Genomic DNA, 18,598 nt, shown 5'->3' with positions numbered 1-18,598 from the left:
AGTCATTTCTAACGACACTAGCCAGCTTCTTTTTCAGAAAGTCCAAGATGCAACCAACATTTTCCTTGACGTCGCCGCGTACGAGCGGCGCTATTGCCGTTCTGTGCGCCACTGTAATCATGGCCGGCTGCAGTAAAAAACAGGAAGCACCTCACGCGCAGCAAGCGCCGCAGGTGGTCGTGTTTACTGTTAATCCGGCCGCGTTGCCGATGAGCACCGAATTGCCCGGCCGTACGAATGCCTACCAGGTCGCCGATGTGCGCCCGCAAGTCGGCGGCTTGATCCAGAAGCGCCTGTTCGTCGAAGGCAGCGATGTGAAAGCCGGCACGGCCCTGTATCAGATCGACCCCGCCACCTACCAGGCGGCCTACAATTCGGCCAAGGCCGCGCTGTCGAAAGCCAAGGCCAACCTGCTGACGGCCGGTCCGAAAGCCTCGCGCTACAAGGAACTGGTTGCCATCGAAGGCGTGAGCCGCCAGGAATACGACGATGCCGTCGCTGCGTTCGAGCAAGCCAAGGCAGACGTCGAGTCCGCCACTGCGGCGCTGGAAACGGCAAACATCAACCTGAAATACAGCACCGTGACGGCGCCGATCAGCGGCCGCACCAGCCGCTCGACCGTGACGGCCGGCGCGCTGGTCACGGCGGGCCAGGCCGACGCGCTGACCACCGTGCAGCAACTCGATCCGATGTATGTCGACGTGACCCAGTCGAGCACGGATCTGCTGCGCCTGAAGCGCCAGATGGCCGACGGCTCGCTGAAAAAAGTCGGCGAAGGCCAGGCCAAGGTCGACCTGATTCTGCCGGATGGCAGCAAGTACAGCGAACCGGGCAAGCTGCAGTTCGCTGGCGTGACGGTCGATCCGACCACCGGCAACGTGATCTTGCGCGCGCTGTTCCCGAACCCGAAAGGCGAATTGCTGCCAGGCATGTACGTACGTGCCCAGCTGGAAACGGGCGTCGATGAAAAAGCCATCACCGTGCCGCAAGTGGGCGTGACGCGCAATCAGAAGGGCCAGGCAACCGCCTTGATCCTGAACAAGGAAAACAAGGTCGAGCAACGCGTACTGACCACCAGCGGCACCGTCGGCACCAACTGGCTGGTAACGTCCGGCCTGGCCGCAGGCGACCGCGTGATCGTGGAAGGCTTGCAAAAAGTCAAGCCAGGCGCACCAGCCGTTGCCGTGCCGGCCAAGGCTGCTGACGCGCCTGCCGCTGCCGCCTCTGCCGCCGCATCGGCTGCCAGCGCCCACTAATTCAGGAGAATATTAATGGCCCGTTTTTTCATTGACCGCCCGATTTTTGCCTGGGTGGTCGCGATCGTCATCATGCTTGCCGGCGTGATTTCGATCCTCAGCCTGCCGATCGCGCAGTACCCGAGCATTGCTCCGCCGTCGATTTCGATCAGCGGCTCCTACCCTGGCGCCTCCGCCAAGACCGTGGAAGACGCCGTTACCCAGGTCATCGAACAAAAGATGAAGGGTATCGACGGCTTGCGCTACATGGCCTCGTCGAGCGATGCCACTGGCGGCATCAGCATCACCTTGACGTTTACCAGCGGCACCAATCCTGATATTGCTCAAGTGCAAGTACAGAACAAGCTGCAGCTGGCCACGCCGCTGCTGCCGACGGCTGTCACGCAGCAAGGCCTGGTCGTGTCGAAAGCCACGAAGAACTTCCTGATGGTGTTCGGCTTCATTTCCGAAAACGGCAAGATGGACCAGACCGACTTGAGCGACTATGTGGCCGCCAACGTCGTCGATCCGCTGAGCCGCGTGCCCGGCGTGGGCGACGTGACACTGTTCGGTTCGCAGTACGCGATGCGCATCTGGCTCAATCCGGCCAAGCTGCAAAGTTTTAATCTGACCCCGGCGGACGTGATCACGGCCGTGCAGGCACAGAATGCGGAAGTGTCGGCCGGCGAACTGGGCGGCACGCCGTCCATCAAGGGCCAGCAGCTGAACGCCACCGTGTCGGCGCAAAGCCGTCTGCAAACGGTAGAGCAGTTCGGCGCCATCTTGCTGAAAACCACGACCAACGGCGCCATGGTGTACCTGAAGGACGTGGCCAGCATGGAACTGGGCCGCGAGAACTACAACACCGTGGCCCGCTACAACGGCCATGCGGCAACCGGCGTGGCGATCAAGCTGGCGACGGGCGCCAACGCGCTCGACACGGCCAACGCGGCGAAAGCCATGCTGGGCAACCTGAGCAAGCAATTTCCTGAAGGCATGAGCTACCAGGTGGCGTTCGACACGACCCCGTTCGTGAAACTGTCCATCGAAGAAGTGGTCAAAACCCTGGTCGAAGCGGTCATCCTGGTGTTCCTGGTGATGTATCTGTTCCTGCAGAATTTCCGCGCCACCCTGATTCCGACCATGGCCGTGCCGGTCGTGCTGCTGGGTACCTTCGGCATCCTGAACGCCTTCGGCTATTCGATCAATACGCTGACCATGTTCGCCATGGTGCTGGCCATCGGTCTGCTGGTCGACGATGCCATCGTGGTGGTGGAAAACGTCGAGCGCGTGATGAGCGAAGAGGGCTTGTCGCCGCTGGAAGCGACGCGCAAGTCCATGACGCAGATCACGGGCGCGCTGGTCGGTATCGCCATGGTGCTGTCGGCCGTGTTCGTGCCGATGGCCTTCTTCGGCGGTTCGACGGGCGTGATTTACCGCCAGTTCTCGATCACGATCGTGTCGTCGATGGTGCTGTCCGTCGTCGTCGCGCTGGTGTTTACGCCAGCGCTGTGCGCCACCCTGCTCAAACCGGTCGAAAAGGGCCATCACGCGACGAACAAGGGCTTCTTCGGCTGGTTCAACCGCAGCTTCGATAGCAGCAGCAACAAGTACCAGGGCCTGGTCGGCAGCATGATCCGCCACCGCGCCCGCTCGATGCTGTTGTATGTGCTGTTGCTGGCCGGCCTGGTGTTCGTCTTCATGCGCCTGCCGACCTCCTTCCTGCCGGAAGAAGACCAGGGCATCCTGTTTACGCAGATTCAATTGCCGACGGGCGCCACGCAAGAGCGCACCCTGAAAGTGATCGAACAGGTCGAAGACCACTTCATGAACAGCGAGAAAGACAACGTCGCTTCCGTGTTTGCCGTCGCCGGTTTCAGCTTCGGCGGTAACGGCCAGAATACGGGTATCGCCTTCGTGCGCCTGAAAGACTGGTCGCTGCGCAAGGACGTGGCGCAAAAAGCGCCGGCCGTGGCCGGTCGCGCCATGGGCAAGTTGTTGCAGATCAAGGATGCGATGGTGTTTACGTTTGCACCGCCTGCCGTGCTGGAGCTGGGTAACGCCACCGGTTTCGACATGCAGCTGCAGGATATCGGCGGTGTCGGCCATGACGCCCTGATGGCGGCGCGTAACCAGTTGCTGGGCATGGCGTCGCAAAATCCGGCCATGGTCGGCGTGCGCCCGAACGGCCAGGAAGATACGCCGCAGTACAAGATCGACATCGACCAGCAGAAAGCTACCGCGCTGGGCTTGCAGATATCGGAAATCAACCGCGTGCTGAGCGTCGGCTGGGGTAGTTCATATGTGAACGATTTCCTCGACCGTGGCCGCGTGAAGAAAGTGTTCATCCAGGGTGACGCCAGTTCGCGCATGCTGCCGGAAGACTTGAACAAGTGGTTCGTGCGCAATACCGCTGGCCAGATGGTGCCGTTCTCGGCCTTCGCCACCGGCAAGTGGATTTACGCGTCGCCACGCCTGGAACGCTACAACGGCTTGCCGTCGGTAGAGATCCTGGGTACGCCGGCGCCGGGCCAAAGCACGGGCGCCGCCATGAACGCGATGGAAGAGATGGTGGCCAAGTTGCCGCCTGGCATCGGCTTCAGCTGGACCGGCGTATCGCTGGAAGAGCGCGAATCCGGTTCGCAGACGCCGCAGCTGTACGCGCTGTCCCTGCTGATCGTGTTCCTGTGCCTGGCCGCGCTGTATGAAAGCTGGTCGATTCCGTTCTCCGTGCTGCTGGTGGTACCGCTGGGCGTGATCGGCGCCGTGCTGGGCACCTGGTTCTTCGGCCTGTCGAACGACGTGTACTTCCAGGTGGGCTTGCTCACGGTGGTGGGCCTGTCGGCGAAGAATGCGATTCTGATCGTCGAATTCGCCAAGGAAATGCAGGAATCGGGCATGTCGCTGCTGGACGCGACCTTGCATGCGGTGCGTCTGCGTCTGCGTCCGATTCTGATGACCTCGATTGCCTTCGGCCTGGGCGTGTTGCCACTGGCTATTTCCAGCGGCGCCGGTTCCGGCAGCCAGAACGCCATCGGTATCGGCGTGCTGGGCGGTATGTTGACGGCCACCTTCCTCGGTATCTTCTTCGTGCCGGTGTTCTTCGTGCTGGTGCGCGGCTTCTTCTCGAAGCCGGACGCACCCGCCACGCCGGCGACGCCTGGTTCGCCAGCCGTCACGCTTTCCAAGGATGCACATTAATATGAAAAAATCGCTACTCTCCATGGCGGCGCTGGCCTTGCTGGCCGGTTGCAGCCTGGCTCCCACGTACGAGCGTCCGGCAGCGCCGGCGCCCACGAGCTGGCCAACGGGCCCTTCCTACAAGGCCGACACGGCCGCCGCCGATGCCAAGCCGGTGGCGGACGTCGCCTGGCGCGAGTTCTTTGCCGATGCGCGCCTGCGCCAGGTACTGGAACTGGCGCTGGCCAACAACCGCGACCTGCGCGTCTCGATCCTCAACATCGAGAAGGCGCGCGCCACCTACGGCATCGAACGCGCCGCGCTGATCCCGACCCTGTCGGCGTCCGGCGGCCAGTCGGCCACGCGCATTTCGAAAAACGCCAGCCCGACGGGCGAAGCGTCCATCAACCGCCAGTACACGGCGAACCTGGGCGTATCGGCTTATGAGCTGGACTTCTTCGGCCGCGTGCGCAGCCTGTCCGACAGTGCGCTGGAGCAATACCTGGGCACGGAAGAAGCCCGCCGCGCACAGCAGATCAGCCTGGTGGCCGAAGTGGCCAGTACCTATCTGAACCTGGTGGCCGACCAGCAGCGCCTGCGCGTGGCGCAGGACACCCTGAAGAGCCAGCAGTCGTCGTATGACCTGGCCGTGCGCCGCTTCAGTGCCGGTGCGACTTCCGGCCTGGACAAGTACGATGCCCAGACCAGCGTCGAGTCGGCCCGTTCCGACGTGGCGGTCTTCACGAGCCAGGTTGCGCTGGATCAAAACGCGCTTGTCCTGCTGGTGGGCGGCCCCGTGCCGGCCGACCTGCTGCCGCCAGCCGAGTTCGGCGCCGTGACGGCCCTGGCGGACATTCCGTCCGGCGTGCCGTCGGACGTGCTGCAACGCCGTCCCGACGTGCTGGCGGCCGAGCGCACCTTGCGCGCTGCCAACGCCAACATCGGCGCGGCGCGCGCGGCGTTCTTCCCGCGCATTTCGCTGACGGCCACGGCCGGTTCGGTCAGCGACAACCTGTCGGGCCTGTTCAAGGCGGGCAGCGGCACGTGGAGCTTTATTCCGCAGATCAGCTTGCCGATCTTCGATGGCGGCGTGAACCGCGCCAACCTCGATATCGCCAAGGTGCAGCGTGAAATTTCCGTGGCGCAATACGAAAAGGCGATTCAGGTCGCCTTCCGCGAAGTGTCCGATGCGCTGGCCCAGCGCGGCACCATCGACGAGCGCCTGCAATCGCAGGTCTCGCTGGTCGAGGCGTCGACGAAGAGCTACACCATCCACGACGCGCGCTACAAGCAGGGCGCCGAGTCCTACCTGAACGCCCTGGTGGCCCAGCGCGCGCTGTACACGGCGCAGCAAAGCCTGATCACGGCGCGCCTGGCCAAATCGACCAACCTGGTGACCTTGTACAAGGTGCTGGGCGGCGGTTGGCAGCCTGAGCAGACAGCCGTCGCGGCGGCTGGCGGCGTCCAATAATCACGGGGACGCCGACGCCGGCCTTGCCCGCAAGGGCAGGGCCGGCGCGCTACTGGAAAATCATGAACCAAGTTGAAAAGAAGCATCCGGATCCCGAGCGCGCCAACACGCGGCGCAAGCAGGTGCTCGATGCGGCCGAAAGCTGTTTCAGCCGCCGCGGCTTTCACGGCGCCAGCATGGCCGAGATCTCGAAAGCGGCCGGCATGAGCGCGGGCCATATCTATAATTATTTTGACAGCAAGGATGCGATCATTGCCGCCTTCGTCATGCAGAATACGGAGCGGGTGTCGAACCTGATGCAGGACCTGGCGCAGCGCGAAGATCCGCTGCAGGCCGTGATCGACAATGCGGGCGAGCATGTGCTCGAAGCGCTGGACCCGACAACGTGGATGATGCCGCTGGAAATCTTCGCCGAAGCATCGCGCAATCCGGTGATCGCCGACATGCTGCAATGCTCGGACCAGCGCTCGCGCCAGCTGTTTCTCTCCATCATCCGCGATGCGCGCATCAAGCGCGGCTTGCCGGCCGATGAAGAGATGCTGCAAGGCCGCCTGAATGCGCTGGTCGCCATGTACCAAGGCTTGCCCGTGCGCTTCATTCACAATCCGGACGTGAAAGTCGAGCCGCTGATCGCCGGCTTCCGCATCGTCCTGACGGCGCTGCTGCTGAACGAATAGGCCGCTTGCCAGGGCCATGCAAAAAAGTTTGCGCAGTTCGATATGAATCATGCGCAAAGCATGGCAAAAACCTAAAAGCCTCTGCTATAATTCCCACCTCGTCGGGGCGTAGCGCAGCCTGGTAGCGTACATGCATGGGGTGCATGGGGTCGGAAGTTCGAATCTTCTCGCCCCGACCATTAGATTCAAGGACTTAGGCCACTCTTCGGAGTGGCCTTTTTCTTTTCTGCCGGCCATCGCCATGACGGCATGCATCATTCGCCGTGCATTCCATCCCCTTTTTCCACCATTCTGTCCCCCGATTTTCGTCCCCTGTCGCGTAGTCAACATGGCAATATGGCTTTGGCCTATGATGTGCTGGCACATGCACGTGTGAAATTTCCCTTCATTCATCAACCATGAGGTGTCCATGATTCGCTATGTCCTGCCTGTCCTGTTGTTCGCCAGCGCTCTGCCGGCGCACGCCCAAGCTCCTGTCAATGACACGCCGCTGATCGAGCGTGCCAAGCTGTTTGGCAATCCCAGCAAGTCCGGCGGGCGCATCAGCCCGGATGGCAAGTGGCTGTCGTGGATCGCGCCGCGCGACGGCGTGCTCAATGTGTGGGTGGCGCCGGCCAGCAATCCGGCGCAGGCGCGCCCGCTGACGGAAGAAAAGGTGCGGCCCATCCGCAGCAGCTTCTGGTCGCCCGATTCGACAACCCTGCTGTTCATCCAGGACAAGGGCGGCGATGAAAACTTCCTGCTGTACGGCGTGAATGTCGTGAGCGGCAAGCAGATCAACTACACGCCGTTCGAGAAGACCCGCGTGCGCATCGTCCAGATCAGCAGTAAGGTGAAGGATCGCATTTTGATCGGCATCAATAACCGCGATGCGCGCTGGCACGACGTGTACAGCCTGGACCTGGCCAGCGGCAAGCTGACCCTGGTGCTGCAGAACGATGGCTATGGCGGCTATGTGGCCGATGAGCTGCTCAACGTGCGCATCGCCAGCAAGGCGCGCGCCGATGGCGGCATGCAGTACTTCCGCATAACGGACGGCAAGGCCGAGAGCACGCCGCTGGCCGAGGTCGGCCTGGAAGATGCGCAGACGACGTCGCCGCTGGGCTTTACGGTCGATGGCAAGACCTTGTACTGGACCGATTCGCGCGGCCGCAATACTTCGGCGCTGCTGGCGCAGGACGTGGCCAGCGGCAAGACCACGGTGGTGGCGCAAGACCCGCGCGCCGACATTTCCGACGCGCTGTACGACACGCGCACAGGCAGGGTGCAGGCGTATTCCGTCGACTATCTGCAGCACGAATACCTGCCGCTGACGGATGAGCTGAAGGCCGACCTGGCCTTCCTGAAGAAGCATGCCAAGGGCCAGTTCAACGTGACGTCGCGCACGGACGCCGATGACAAATGGCTGGTGGGCGTCGATGCCGTCACGGCGCCGGCCTCGAGCTGGCTGTACGACCGCAAGAGCAAAAAGCTCACGCAGCTGTACGTGACGCGGCCCGAGCTGGAAGGCGCGCCATTGGTGCCCATGTATCCGCAGCAAATCAAGGCGCGCGACGGCCTGACCCTGGTCTCCTATCTGACCTTGCCGCAGGCATCGAAGGCGGGCGCCGGCGGCGTGCCGTCGCAGGCGGTGCCGATGGTTCTGCTGGTGCATGGCGGCCCGTGGGCGCGCGATACCTATGGCTATAACAGCTACCATCAATGGCTGGCCAACCGCGGCTATGCGGTGCTGTCCGTGAATTACCGGGGCTCGACGGGCTTCGGCAAGCAATTCATCTCGGCCGGCGACCTGCAGTGGGGCCGCAAGATGCATGACGACTTGCTCGACGCCGTGCAATGGGCGGTGCAGAGCGGCGTGACGACGGCCGACAAGGTGGCCATCATGGGCGGCTCGTATGGCGGCTACGCCACCCTGGCCGGCATGGCGTTCACGCCGACGACGTTTGCCTGCGGCGTCGACATCGTCGGCCCGTCGAACCTGTTTACCCTGCTGCAAACCATCCCGCCGTACTGGGAAGCGGGCAAGCAGCAGTTTTACAAGCGCATGGGCGACCCGACGACGGAAGAGGGCAAGGCGCTGCTGAAGGAGCGTTCGCCGCTGAACTTTGCGCAGAATATCCAGCGCCCGCTGCTGATCGGCCAGGGCGCGAACGACCCGCGCGTCAACGTGGCCGAATCGGACCAGATCGTGGCGGCCATGGCGGCGAAAAATATCCCCGTCACCTACGTGCTGTTCCCCGACGAAGGCCATGGCTTTGCCCGGCCCGTGAACAACATCGCCTTCAATGCGGTGACGGAAAACTTCCTGGGTCAATGCCTGACGGGCCGCGCCGAGCCGATCGGCACCACGCTGAAGGCCTCCACCGCGCAGGTCAAGCATGGCGCCGAGTTCGCGCCGGGCTTGAAGCAGGCAATGCAGTAACGCTGCCAGCACGTGGCATGGCCTGCCGGGCAAGCTGCCGGGCAGTCCATGCTGCCCGCTGACAAGAAATTCCGCGCGGGTGGCTTGCAAGGTGACAGCTTCCGGCGTGGCGTGCATACAACTGATGGCGGGTGGGCGAGGCCGCATTCGATGCGGCTACTGCCGATGAAGCGGCAGGCATGCACCGCCGAATTCCCCCATGCAAAGCTGGCTTCCTGTCGGCGCATCGAGCGTACCCGACAGGGAAAATGGGCGGCAAGCCCCTGCTGCTGCCTATGCGAACTAGCGTGATACCGGATCCGCATGGCTGATGGCGAGTTGGTCAATATAGCCTTCCATGCTGCTTTCTTTTCTATATTTGTTGTTAAATAAATACATTCTTTTAGCAATAATTGATTTTCATTAAAAAACTTCCTTATTTGATAATATTTTATAGTTGCTTTCTTTGTAAGCCGTAGTAGCATAGATTGACTTAAAGCAAGGTTCAATCATGCTGGAAAGCCATCTTCAGTCCTGTTGACGGTCGTTGTCATCGGCGTGCAGGTTTGCCATGACCGTTATCAGTACCAGGCCCAGCGCCAAGATAAATGTATCGAGGGAAGACAAATGTTTCTAAATTTCACGAAATTTGGATGGCTAATCACGCCTGTCCAGAGTGTTGATTGCCTTATTGTCAGAACACCGACTGCCCAGACTCTGGCGCGATCGTGGCTGATGCGCCTGGCGGGAACTCTGCTGTTTGTCTTGCTGTCCCTCTGTTCGTACCAGGCTTCCGCCGCCAGTGCCTGCCCGAGCCCGCGCGCCATCACTGTGGTGGCGGGAGATGAGTATTACGAGAGTTATCTCAATTCGGCTTGCTCCCCCTTCGGCCTGACGGGCACCCTGGTGCCGCCGCAGCATGGCACGCTGGAAGATTCGAATGTCACGAATGCCGTGCGCTACCGGAATACCAATCTCAGCGCGACATCGGACACGTTTACCATCAGGGATGATGTGGGGCAGCCCATCGTCTACAACGTCACGATCACATCCGCCATCGCGCTGTCGCCTGCGACTGTGCCGAATGGCACGGTGGCCCAGGCTTACGCGACGACGACCCTGAGCGCGACGGGCGGCGCGGCGCCTTACACTTACGCAATCACGGCTGGCAGCCTGCCTGCAGGCATGAGCCTGTCCGGCGCAGGCAGCCTGTCGGGCACGCCGACGGCTGGCGGCACCTTCAATTTCACCGTGCGCGCCACGGACTCGCTGGCCGCCAATGGCACGCGCGCGTACACGCTGACGGTCAATGCGCCAACGATCACGCTGGCGCCGACGGTCATGCCGGCCATGACGGCCGGCGTCGCCTACAGCCAGGGCATTACCGCGGCGAACGGCACGGCGTCATATACTTATGCCATCACCGGCGGCAGCCTGCCGACGGGCCTGAGCCTGGCGCCGGACGGCACCCTGTCGGGCACGCCGACGGCGGCGGGGCCATTCAACTTCACCGTTACCGCCACCGACAGCAGCACCGGCAGCGGCCCCTACGCGGGTTCGCGCGCGTACTCCGTCACGGTGGCGGCAGGTGCACCCGTTGCCGGCGCCGTCAGCGTCACGGTAGCCTACGGCAGCAGCGCCAATCCGATCACCCTGAACCTGAGCGGCGGCGCGGCAACGTCAGTGGCGGTGTCGTCCGGCGCCCTGCACGGCACGGCGACGGCCAGCGGCACCAGCATCACCTACACGCCGACGGCAGGTTATGGCGGACCGGACAGCTTTACCTACACGGCCAGCAACGGCGTGGGCACCTCGGCGCCGGCCACCGTGACGATCACGGTGAGCGGGCCCACCATCACGATTGCGCCAAGTACCGTGCCCGCAGCAACCGTCGGGGCGGCTTACAGCCAGAACGTGACGGCCGCGAACGGCATGGCGCCGTACGCGTATGTGATCAGCGCCGGCGCCTTGCCGGCGGGCCTGAGCCTGTCCAGCGGCGGTGTGCTGTCGGGCACGCCGACGGCAGGCGGCGTTTTCAACTTTACCGTGCGCGCCACGGACAGTTCGGCGGGCAGCGGCCCGTATGCCGGCGCGCGCGCCTACTCGATGACGGTTGCCGGGCCGACGATCACGGTGGCGCCATCGGTCTTGCCTGCGATGACGGCCGGTGTCGCCTACAGTCAGAACATCACCGCCAGCGGCGGCACGGCGCCACATAGCTATGCCATCACCGCTGGCAGCCTGCCGACGGGCCTGAGCCTGGCGCCGGACGGCACCCTGTCCGGCACGCCGACGGCGGCGGGGCCGTACAACTTCACCGTTACCGCCACCGACAGCAGCACCGGCAGCGGGCCCTACACGGGTTCGCGCGCGTACTCCGTCACGGTGGCGGCAGGTGCACCCGTTGCCGGCGCCGTCAGCGTCACGGTAGCCTACGGCAGCAGCGCCAATCCGATCACCCTGAACCTGAGCGGCGGCGCGGCAACGTCAGTGGCGGTGTCGTCCGGCGCCCTGCACGGCACGGCGACGGCCAGCGGCACCAGCATCACCTACACGCCGACGGCAGGTTATGGCGGACCGGACAGCTTTACCTACACGGCCAGCAACGGCGTGGGCACCTCGGCGCCGGCCACCGTGACGATCACGGTGAGCGGGCCCACCATCACGATTGCGCCAAGTACCGTGCCCGCAGCAACCGTCGGGGCGGCTTACAGCCAGAACGTGACGGCCGCGAACGGCATGGCGCCGTACGCGTATGTGATCAGCGCCGGCGCCTTGCCGGCGGGCCTGAGCCTGTCCAGCGGCGGTGTGCTGTCGGGCACGCCGACGGCAGGCGGCGTCTTCAACTTTACCGTGCGCGCCACGGACAGTTCGGCGGGCAGCGGCCCGTATGCCGGCGCGCGCGCCTACTCGATGACGGTTGCCGGGCCGACGATCACGGTGGCGCCATCGGTCTTGCCTGCGATGACGGCCGGCGTCGCCTACAGCCAGAACATCACCGCCAGCGGCGGCACGGCCACCTACAGCTATGCCATCACCGGCGGCAGCCTGCCGACGGGCCTGAGCCTGGCGCCGGACGGCACCTTGTCCGGCACGCCGACGGCAGCGGGGCCGTACAACTTCACCGTCACGGCCACCGACAGCAGTGCCGGCACGGGTGCTCCTTATACGGGTTCGCGCGCCTATTCCGTCACGGTGGCGGCCGGTGCTCCCATTGCCGGCGCCGTCAGCGCCACAGTGGCTTACGGCAGCAGCGCCAATCCGGTCACCCTGAACCTGAGCGGCGGCGCGGCGACGTCGGTGGCGGTGGCCTCCGCCGCACTGCACGGCACGGCGACGGCCAGCGGCACCAGCATCACCTACACGCCGACGGCAGGTTATGGCGGCAGCGACAGCTTTACCTACACGGCCAGCAACGGCGTGGGCACCTCGGCGCCGGCCACCGTGACGGTCACGGTCGGTGGGCCCACCGTGACGATTGCGCCCTCCACCGTGCCGGCAGCCACCGTTGGCGCGGCCTACAGCCAGAATGTGAGTGCGGCGAACGGTGCAGCGCCATACACCTACGCGGTCAGCGCCGGCGCCTTGCCGGCGGGCCTGAGCCTGTCCAACGGCGGTGTGCTGTCGGGCACGCCGACGGCGGGCGGCGTCTTCAACTTTACTGTGCGGGCCACGGACAGTTCGACGGGCAGCGGCCCGTATTCCGGCGCGCGTGCTTACTCGCTGACGGTGGCTGCACCGACGCTCGGCGTCGCGCCGACGACCCTGCCGGCGATGACGGCCGATGTCGCTTTCAGCCAAGCCATCACCGCCACAGGCGGGACGGCAGCGTACAGCTATGCCGTCACTGCCGGCAGCCTGCCGACGGGCCTGAGTCTGGCGCCGGACGGCACCCTGTCCGGCACGCCGACGGCCGCAGCTGCCTACAGCTTTACCGTCACGGCCACCGACAGCAGCACCGGTACCGGTCCCTATACGGGGGCGCGTGCCTATTCCGGCACGGTGGTGATCGCCGTGCCTGTTGCCGGCGCCGTCACCGCCACCGTGGCCTACGGCAGCAGCGCCAACCCGATCCCCCTGAACCTGAGCGGCGGTGCTGCAACGTCGGTGACGGTGGCGTCCGCCGCCTCGCATGGCACGGCGACGGCCAGCGGCACCAGCATCAGCTATACGCCGACGGCAGGTTATGCCGGTGCTGACAGCTTCACCTACACGGCCACGAATGGCAGCGGAACGTCGGCGCCGGTTACTGTGAGCATTACCGTGGGCATGCCGACGGTCAGCCTGACGCCGGCCACCTTGCCTAATCCAACGGCGGAAGCAGTTTACACTGCAACGCTGACGGCAGCGGGCGGCACGGCGCCATACGCATTCAGTGTCAGCAGCGGTAGCCTGCCTGCCGGTCTGAGCCTGAATGCGGCCACCGGTGTGGTCTCGGGTACGACGAATGTGGCGGGCAGCTTCACCTTCAGTCTGCGCGCCAGCGACAGCAGCACGGGCTTGGGCGCGCCATTCAGCGCGACCAACAGCTATGTCGTGACAGTTGCGGCACCGACCCTGAGCCTGGCCCCTGGCAGCCTGGCGCCGATACGCGCCGGTGATGCCTACAGCCAGCAGTTCACGGCCGCCGGCGGCGTCGCGCCGTATGCGTATTCGGTCAGCAGCGGCGCCTTGCCGACCGGCCTGGCGCTCGATGCGGCGAGCGGCATCGTCAGCGGCACGCCGACCGCGTTCGGCAGCTTCGCCTTTACCTTGCAGGCGAAGGACGCGCACCAGTTCACGGTGCAGCAAGCGCTGACCCTGCAGGTGAACCAGGCGCCGCCGCCGGTGCCCAATGAAACGGCGACCACCTCGGCCAACCAGGAAGTGAGCCTGACCATCGCTTCTACGGATGGCAGCCCGATCACGGACGTGACCATCGTCACGCCGCCGCAGCACGGGCGCGTCACGGTGGTCTCGAGCGGTGCCTCGGCGCGCATGGCGCGCGCCGTCGCCGGGGCGAGTTTCAAGGTGACGTATGTGCCGAATGCCAATTATTTCGGTCCGGACGCCTTCAGCTACACGGCGACGGGTCCGGGCGGCACGTCCGCGCCGGCCACGGTCAGCGTGACGGTGGCGCCGCAGCCGGTGCCGGTGCCTGTCGCCAAGACGGCGACGGTACTGGCCGGCACGCCGGTGACGTTGAACGTGACGCAGGGCGCCACCGGCGGCCCGTTCACGGCGGTGGCCATCACCACGCAGCCGGCCAGCGGCACGGCAGTGGTCAATGGCATGGACATCGTCTACACACCAGGCATCAACACCAGCGGCGACATCAGCATCGGCTACACCGTGTCGAACGTGTTCGGCACCTCGGCGCCGGTGACGTCGACGATTTCCGTCAATCCGATGCCGCAGGTGGCCAGCCAGAGCGCCACGGTGGTGGCCGGCCTGACGGTCAATGTGGACCTGACGGCGGGTGCCACGGGCGGCCCGTTCACGGCGGCCAATGTGCTGAGCGTGGCGCCGGCCGAGGCGGGCAAGGCAGTGGTGCGCGACGTGGGCACGGCCGGCAAGCCGTCGTACCAGCTGAGCTTTGCGGCCTCGGGCAAGTTTGCCGGCGCGGCCGTCGTCAGCTACACCCTGAGCAATGCCTTTGCCACCTCGAAGCCGGGCGTGGTCAACGTGACGGTGACGGCGCGGCGCGATCCGTCGCTCGATCCGGAAGTGATCGGCTTGCAAGCGGCGCAAGCCGATGCGGCGCGGCGCTTCGCCACGGCGCAACTGGCGAACTTCACGCAGCGCCTGGAAAGCCTGCATGGCGATGGCTGGGGACGGTCGAACTTTGGCCTGAGCCTGACGCCGCCGAACGACAGCGGCAACCCGACGGCGGCGCTGGCGCGCTGGCAGGAACAGGAAGCGGACCGCGTGTTCGGCACCGCCGTGAAACCGTTCATGCGCAAGGCGTCCCTGCGCCAGCCTGATACGGGTTTCAGCAGCGACCGGCAACAGGCCGATGTCAGCGGCGCCACGCAGGGCTTGCCGGACATGCCGCAAAAGCCCGACACGCAGAAACAGGCGTTATCTCTGTGGCTCGGTGGCGCGGTGGACTTCGGCCAGCATTATGTGAATGGCCGCGACACGGGCTTCCGCTTCCGCACGAATGGCGTGAGCGTGGGCGGCGATTACCGCTTGAGCGACCTGGCGACCCTGGGCGTGGGCGCCGGTTTCAGCCATGACCGCAGCGACGTGGGCCAGAACGGCAGCCGCAGCACGGCCGACAGCGCCGTGGCGGCCGTGTATGGCAGCTTGCGTCCGAGCAAGGGCGTCTTCCTGGACGGCGTGCTCGGCTACGGCACCCTGCAATACGACGCGTCGCGCTACCTCACCGATGGCAGCGGCTTTGCCACGGGCGAACGCGACGGCAAGCAAGTGTTCGGCGCGCTGGTGGGCGGTATCGAGATGCGCCAGGAAACCTGGATGTGGTCGCCGTATGGCCGGGTAGAACTGATGTCGGCCAAGCTCGATCCGTACACGGAGAAGGCGGCGGGCATCAACGCCCTGAGCTACTTCAAGCAAACGGTGCGTTCGCGCATCGGCGCGCTGGGCGTGCGGGCCGAGGGCATTTATGTCGGTGGCCTGGGCACGTGGTTCCCGCGCGCGCGGCTCGAGTACCGCCACCAGTTCCAGGGTGCCGACGATGCGCGCCTGGCGTATGCCGACCTGGTGGCCGACGGTCCCGTGTATGTGATCCGCACGGTGCCGCAGCAGACGGGCAACTGGACGGCGGGGCTGGGCGTCAAGCTGCTGCTGTCGAACGGCATGACCATCACCTTGGACTACAACAGCAATCTGAACATCGATAGCGGACGTAGCCAGTCGGTGATGTTCGGCATCGCCATGCCGCTCAGGTAGGCCTGCAATTCAAGGAAGTGACGCCATGGGGCGGGAGCAGCTTGCTCCCGCCCCGTGGCGCATGTGGCGGCTGGTTTTTCATGTCATTGCCGTGCCAGGGCGGCAATGATTCCATTAGAATCAGGCATCGTCTTGACCACACTGCTTACGGAATGGAATACCTGGAATGATGAATGTCCTGACCCTCGAACATTTTGCCGCGCGCGTCAACGAGACGTTTGTTGCGGCCGCTGACGGGAATGCCGCCTTTGTCCTGAAGGAAGTGCGCCCGCTGCCGTCAGCGACCCTGGAGGGCTTGATGCGCAAGCCGTTCAGCCTGTTGTTTCACAATAGCTCGCCCATCCTGTTCAACCAGAAAATCTTCCAGATGCAGCATGAAGCGTTGGGCGAGGTGGGTATCTTTCTGGTGCCGGTGGCGCGAGACAGCCACGGCTTTCTGTACCAGGCAGTGTTTAACTGAGGCCAGTGCGGGGAGAAGGGCAAGGCGGGCGCCGCGATGGCGCCGCCTGCCTGGATCAAGCAAGCTTAATCAAATGAGGGGAATTCGCCTTGCAGGGAGATGCAGAAATTGACCGCTAGCAACGGCTGGCGGTTTTCGTGCGGCTGGCCGCCGCCAGCGGTACCGATCGCCGCCGGGGCCAGCGTGACATTGGGCGTCGTCGCCGGCACGAATGCGGACGTGCCGCCAAGCGCAATCAAGCCATCGCCAGCGAGCGGTATGTTGTGCTGCAGGGCGGCGGTGGGCTGGCGGTACACAGTGAGTTGATGGGTGTGGTTCGGGATTTCCGTGACGTTCAATGCGACACTGTTGGTGCCGAAGGTCTCGCCCATCACGCGCGGCGTCAGGTTCGGTGCTTGTCCCTGGCTGCAGGGCGCGCGTCCCGTGAAGTTGGGCAGCTGGAAGGTGGTGGTTCCATTGCCGCCATACTGCGTGCCGATCAAGGAAAACAGCGCGGCATGTTGCTGGATCTGCAGGGTGGCGCCATTGCAGCTGGCCCACCCGTAGGGTGTGAAATTGAAGCCGAAGACTTGTATCTCGCCAAGGTATGGTGTTGTCACGGTAGGTTCTCCTGATCGATTTTATGGGCTGCGCTAGCTTGCTGGCTGTTATTGCTGCGATGGGAAAATGCCTGCCCATGCGATGCAAAATGACGCTGTCAGGGTTGGCATGGTGTTCTCGTGCGGCAGGTTGCCGCCTGTCGCGCCCGTGGCGGTGGTTGCCAGTGCATAGGCGGTCAGCCCGGTCAGATCGCTCGTGTACATCTTGTCGTTATTCGACGGGGCAGTCAGCAGCAGGTTGGCCGCCGGCACATTCGCCGTCGCCAGGGTGCTGTTCACATTGTACGGGTGCGTATGCGAAGGAAGCTGGGTGGCCAGCAGGGTCACGGATTCGCTGCCGCTTCGTTGCCCCAGGGGCCGGTTGCTCAGGCCGGGACCGGTACCCATATGCAGGGGAACCTGGCCGCGCAAGTCGGGCACGGCAAAAGTGTTGACGCCGTCGCCGCCGTAGGTGGTGCCCAGCAGGGTGTACAGCACTTCATTATTGGCGATCGGTTTCAGGCTGCCGTCGCAGGCGAACCAGCCGCTGGGAATGCGGGGAAAGGCAAACAGGCGAATTTCGCCGACATAGGGTGTGGTCATGACTATGCTCCGTAAGAAGTGGCTGATTCGTTAGTTGCGCGACGGGAAGATACCGCTCAAGGCGATATTGAAGTTGATGACCGAGAACGGCTGCATATTGTTATGCGCCTGGTTGCCGCCGGTCAACGCCAGGGTCTTGCTGGAGAGGGTGACTTGCGGGCCCGCCGAACCGTAGATGAATTCCGCGCCGCTGCCGCCAAACAGGGTATTCGTGGGGTTTTTCGAAGTGCCGGGCGTGGTCACCGTATTGGCCGCATGCGTGTGCTGTGGCATCTCGGTCGATATCAAGGTGACAGCCTCGACCCCCGCGCGCGCGCCGATCTGATAGGGCGTGGGTTGCCAGGAACCATCCACCGAACTGCCTGCACCGACAGGGGTACTGCCTTGCAAGTTAGGCAAGGCAAAGGTGGTACTGCCATTGCCGCCGTAATAGGTGCCCAACAGTGCGAACAGCGCCTGATTCTGCGCAACTGGCAGCAATTGCCCGTTACATGCTGCAAAGCCACGCGGCGCAAAATTGAAACCGCCCATCATGATTTGTCCTAGATACACATCAGCCATCATCGTTCTCCCACGGTTGGAATGTCATTAAATTTCAAATGAGCAATATTTTCCATTTGCAATCAATATTGCGTTTTAAAAAACCCTTTTTGTTATAGTTACTTTATTGAAATCTCGGGGTAGCATACGTTGTCATATGGCAAGCGTCAACATCTGTTGGCACTGTAGAAGAGCTCGGAATGGACCTTGCTGACGGCCTGAAATCACGTTCTTTTTTGTCTGAAAAATTCTGTATTGGAGAAACTATGTTGCGTACTTGCAACGGTGTCGTCGCCCGCTCGGTATTTTCTTTCCTGCGTTCTTTTTTTGTTGGGAACCAGCGACGAATGCCAAACCGTGCCGCTGACAGGTCGCCAGTCTCGGGCCTTTTCGTGCACTGGTTCGCTTCGCTGTGCCTGGTGATGCTGGGACTCGTCGCAGGTCCTGCACAGGCGGATCCGGGTGATCCAAGCACGAAATGTATTCCCAATCAGAGAAGTTTTACCGTCGCATCAGGAGCCCCCTATGTGATTGATTTGTCTGACTGTAGCGAATTTGG

10 protein-coding genes and 1 tRNA gene are annotated in these 18,598 nt (G+C 63.6%); 8 read left to right on the top strand and 3 right to left on the bottom strand.

All coding sequences use genetic code 11. From position 1 onward, the window contains the following. Nucleotides 1-47 precede the first annotated feature (47 nt). The 8 genes from BZG29_RS21630 (at nucleotide 48) to BZG29_RS21595 (ending at nucleotide 16,318) form a co-directional block, all read left to right on the top strand. Nucleotides 48-1,256 (top strand): efflux RND transporter periplasmic adaptor subunit, encoded by a 1,209-nt coding sequence (locus tag BZG29_RS21630; RefSeq protein WP_077407453.1) that lies wholly within the window; start codon nucleotides 48-50, stop codon nucleotides 1,254-1,256. Between the two features lie 15 nt (nucleotides 1,257-1,271). Next, nucleotides 1,272-4,436, top strand: coding sequence for an efflux RND transporter permease subunit (locus tag BZG29_RS21625; protein WP_077407451.1), 3,165 nt, complete (start codon nucleotides 1,272-1,274; stop codon nucleotides 4,434-4,436). A 1-nt stretch (nucleotide 4,437) separates the two neighbouring features. Next, complete coding sequence (adeC, locus tag BZG29_RS21620; RefSeq protein ID WP_077407449.1) at nucleotides 4,438-5,886, top strand: AdeC/AdeK/OprM family multidrug efflux complex outer membrane factor; 1,449 nt, start codon at nucleotides 4,438-4,440, stop codon at nucleotides 5,884-5,886. A 62-nt stretch (nucleotides 5,887-5,948) separates the two neighbouring features. Further along, the gene (locus BZG29_RS21615; protein ID WP_077407447.1) at nucleotides 5,949-6,563 is read left to right on the top strand and encodes a TetR/AcrR family transcriptional regulator; all 615 of its coding nucleotides are present in this window, start codon (nucleotides 5,949-5,951) and stop codon (nucleotides 6,561-6,563) included. A 102-nt stretch (nucleotides 6,564-6,665) separates the two neighbouring features. Next, nucleotides 6,666-6,742 (top strand) — tRNA-Pro (locus BZG29_RS21610). Nucleotides 6,743-6,972: 230 nt separating this feature from the next. Next, entirely contained in the window at nucleotides 6,973-8,985 is a 2,013-nt protein-coding gene (locus BZG29_RS21605) for a S9 family peptidase (protein ID WP_077407445.1), read from the top strand. A gap of 714 nt (nucleotides 8,986-9,699) precedes the next feature. Then, nucleotides 9,700-15,858 (top strand): putative Ig domain-containing protein, encoded by a 6,159-nt coding sequence (locus BZG29_RS21600; protein ID WP_171985087.1) that lies wholly within the window; start codon nucleotides 9,700-9,702, stop codon nucleotides 15,856-15,858. 166 nt (nucleotides 15,859-16,024) lie between these two features. Further along, on the top strand, nucleotides 16,025-16,318 hold the full coding sequence (locus tag BZG29_RS21595) for a hypothetical protein (RefSeq protein WP_230542479.1): 294 nt from the start codon (nucleotides 16,025-16,027) through the stop codon (nucleotides 16,316-16,318). Between the two features lie 65 nt (nucleotides 16,319-16,383). Here BZG29_RS21595 and BZG29_RS21590 read toward each other — a convergent pair whose 3' ends face one another. Genes BZG29_RS21590 through BZG29_RS21580 form a run of 3 tightly spaced genes read right to left on the bottom strand, consistent with a single transcriptional unit; the run spans nucleotide 16,384 to nucleotide 18,033 of the window. After that, nucleotides 16,384-16,917 (bottom strand): tail fiber protein, encoded by a 534-nt coding sequence (locus BZG29_RS21590; RefSeq protein WP_077407441.1) that lies wholly within the window; start codon nucleotides 16,915-16,917, stop codon nucleotides 16,384-16,386. Between the two features lie 48 nt (nucleotides 16,918-16,965). Next, nucleotides 16,966-17,499: a tail fiber protein gene (locus tag BZG29_RS21585; RefSeq protein ID WP_077407439.1), complete on the bottom strand. Its 534-nt coding sequence runs from the start codon at nucleotides 17,497-17,499 to the stop codon at nucleotides 16,966-16,968. A gap of 30 nt (nucleotides 17,500-17,529) precedes the next feature. Then, nucleotides 17,530-18,033 (bottom strand): tail fiber protein, encoded by a 504-nt coding sequence (locus BZG29_RS21580; RefSeq protein ID WP_253192669.1) that lies wholly within the window; start codon nucleotides 18,031-18,033, stop codon nucleotides 17,530-17,532. Nucleotides 18,034-18,598: the final 565 nt, after the last annotated feature.

The sequence above is a fragment of the Janthinobacterium sp. LM6 genome (assembly GCF_002002885.1).
In the GTDB taxonomy this organism is placed as follows: domain Bacteria; phylum Pseudomonadota; class Gammaproteobacteria; order Burkholderiales; family Burkholderiaceae_D; genus Janthinobacterium; species Janthinobacterium kumbetense.
This window is presented reverse-complemented; position numbering and strand designations above follow the sequence as displayed.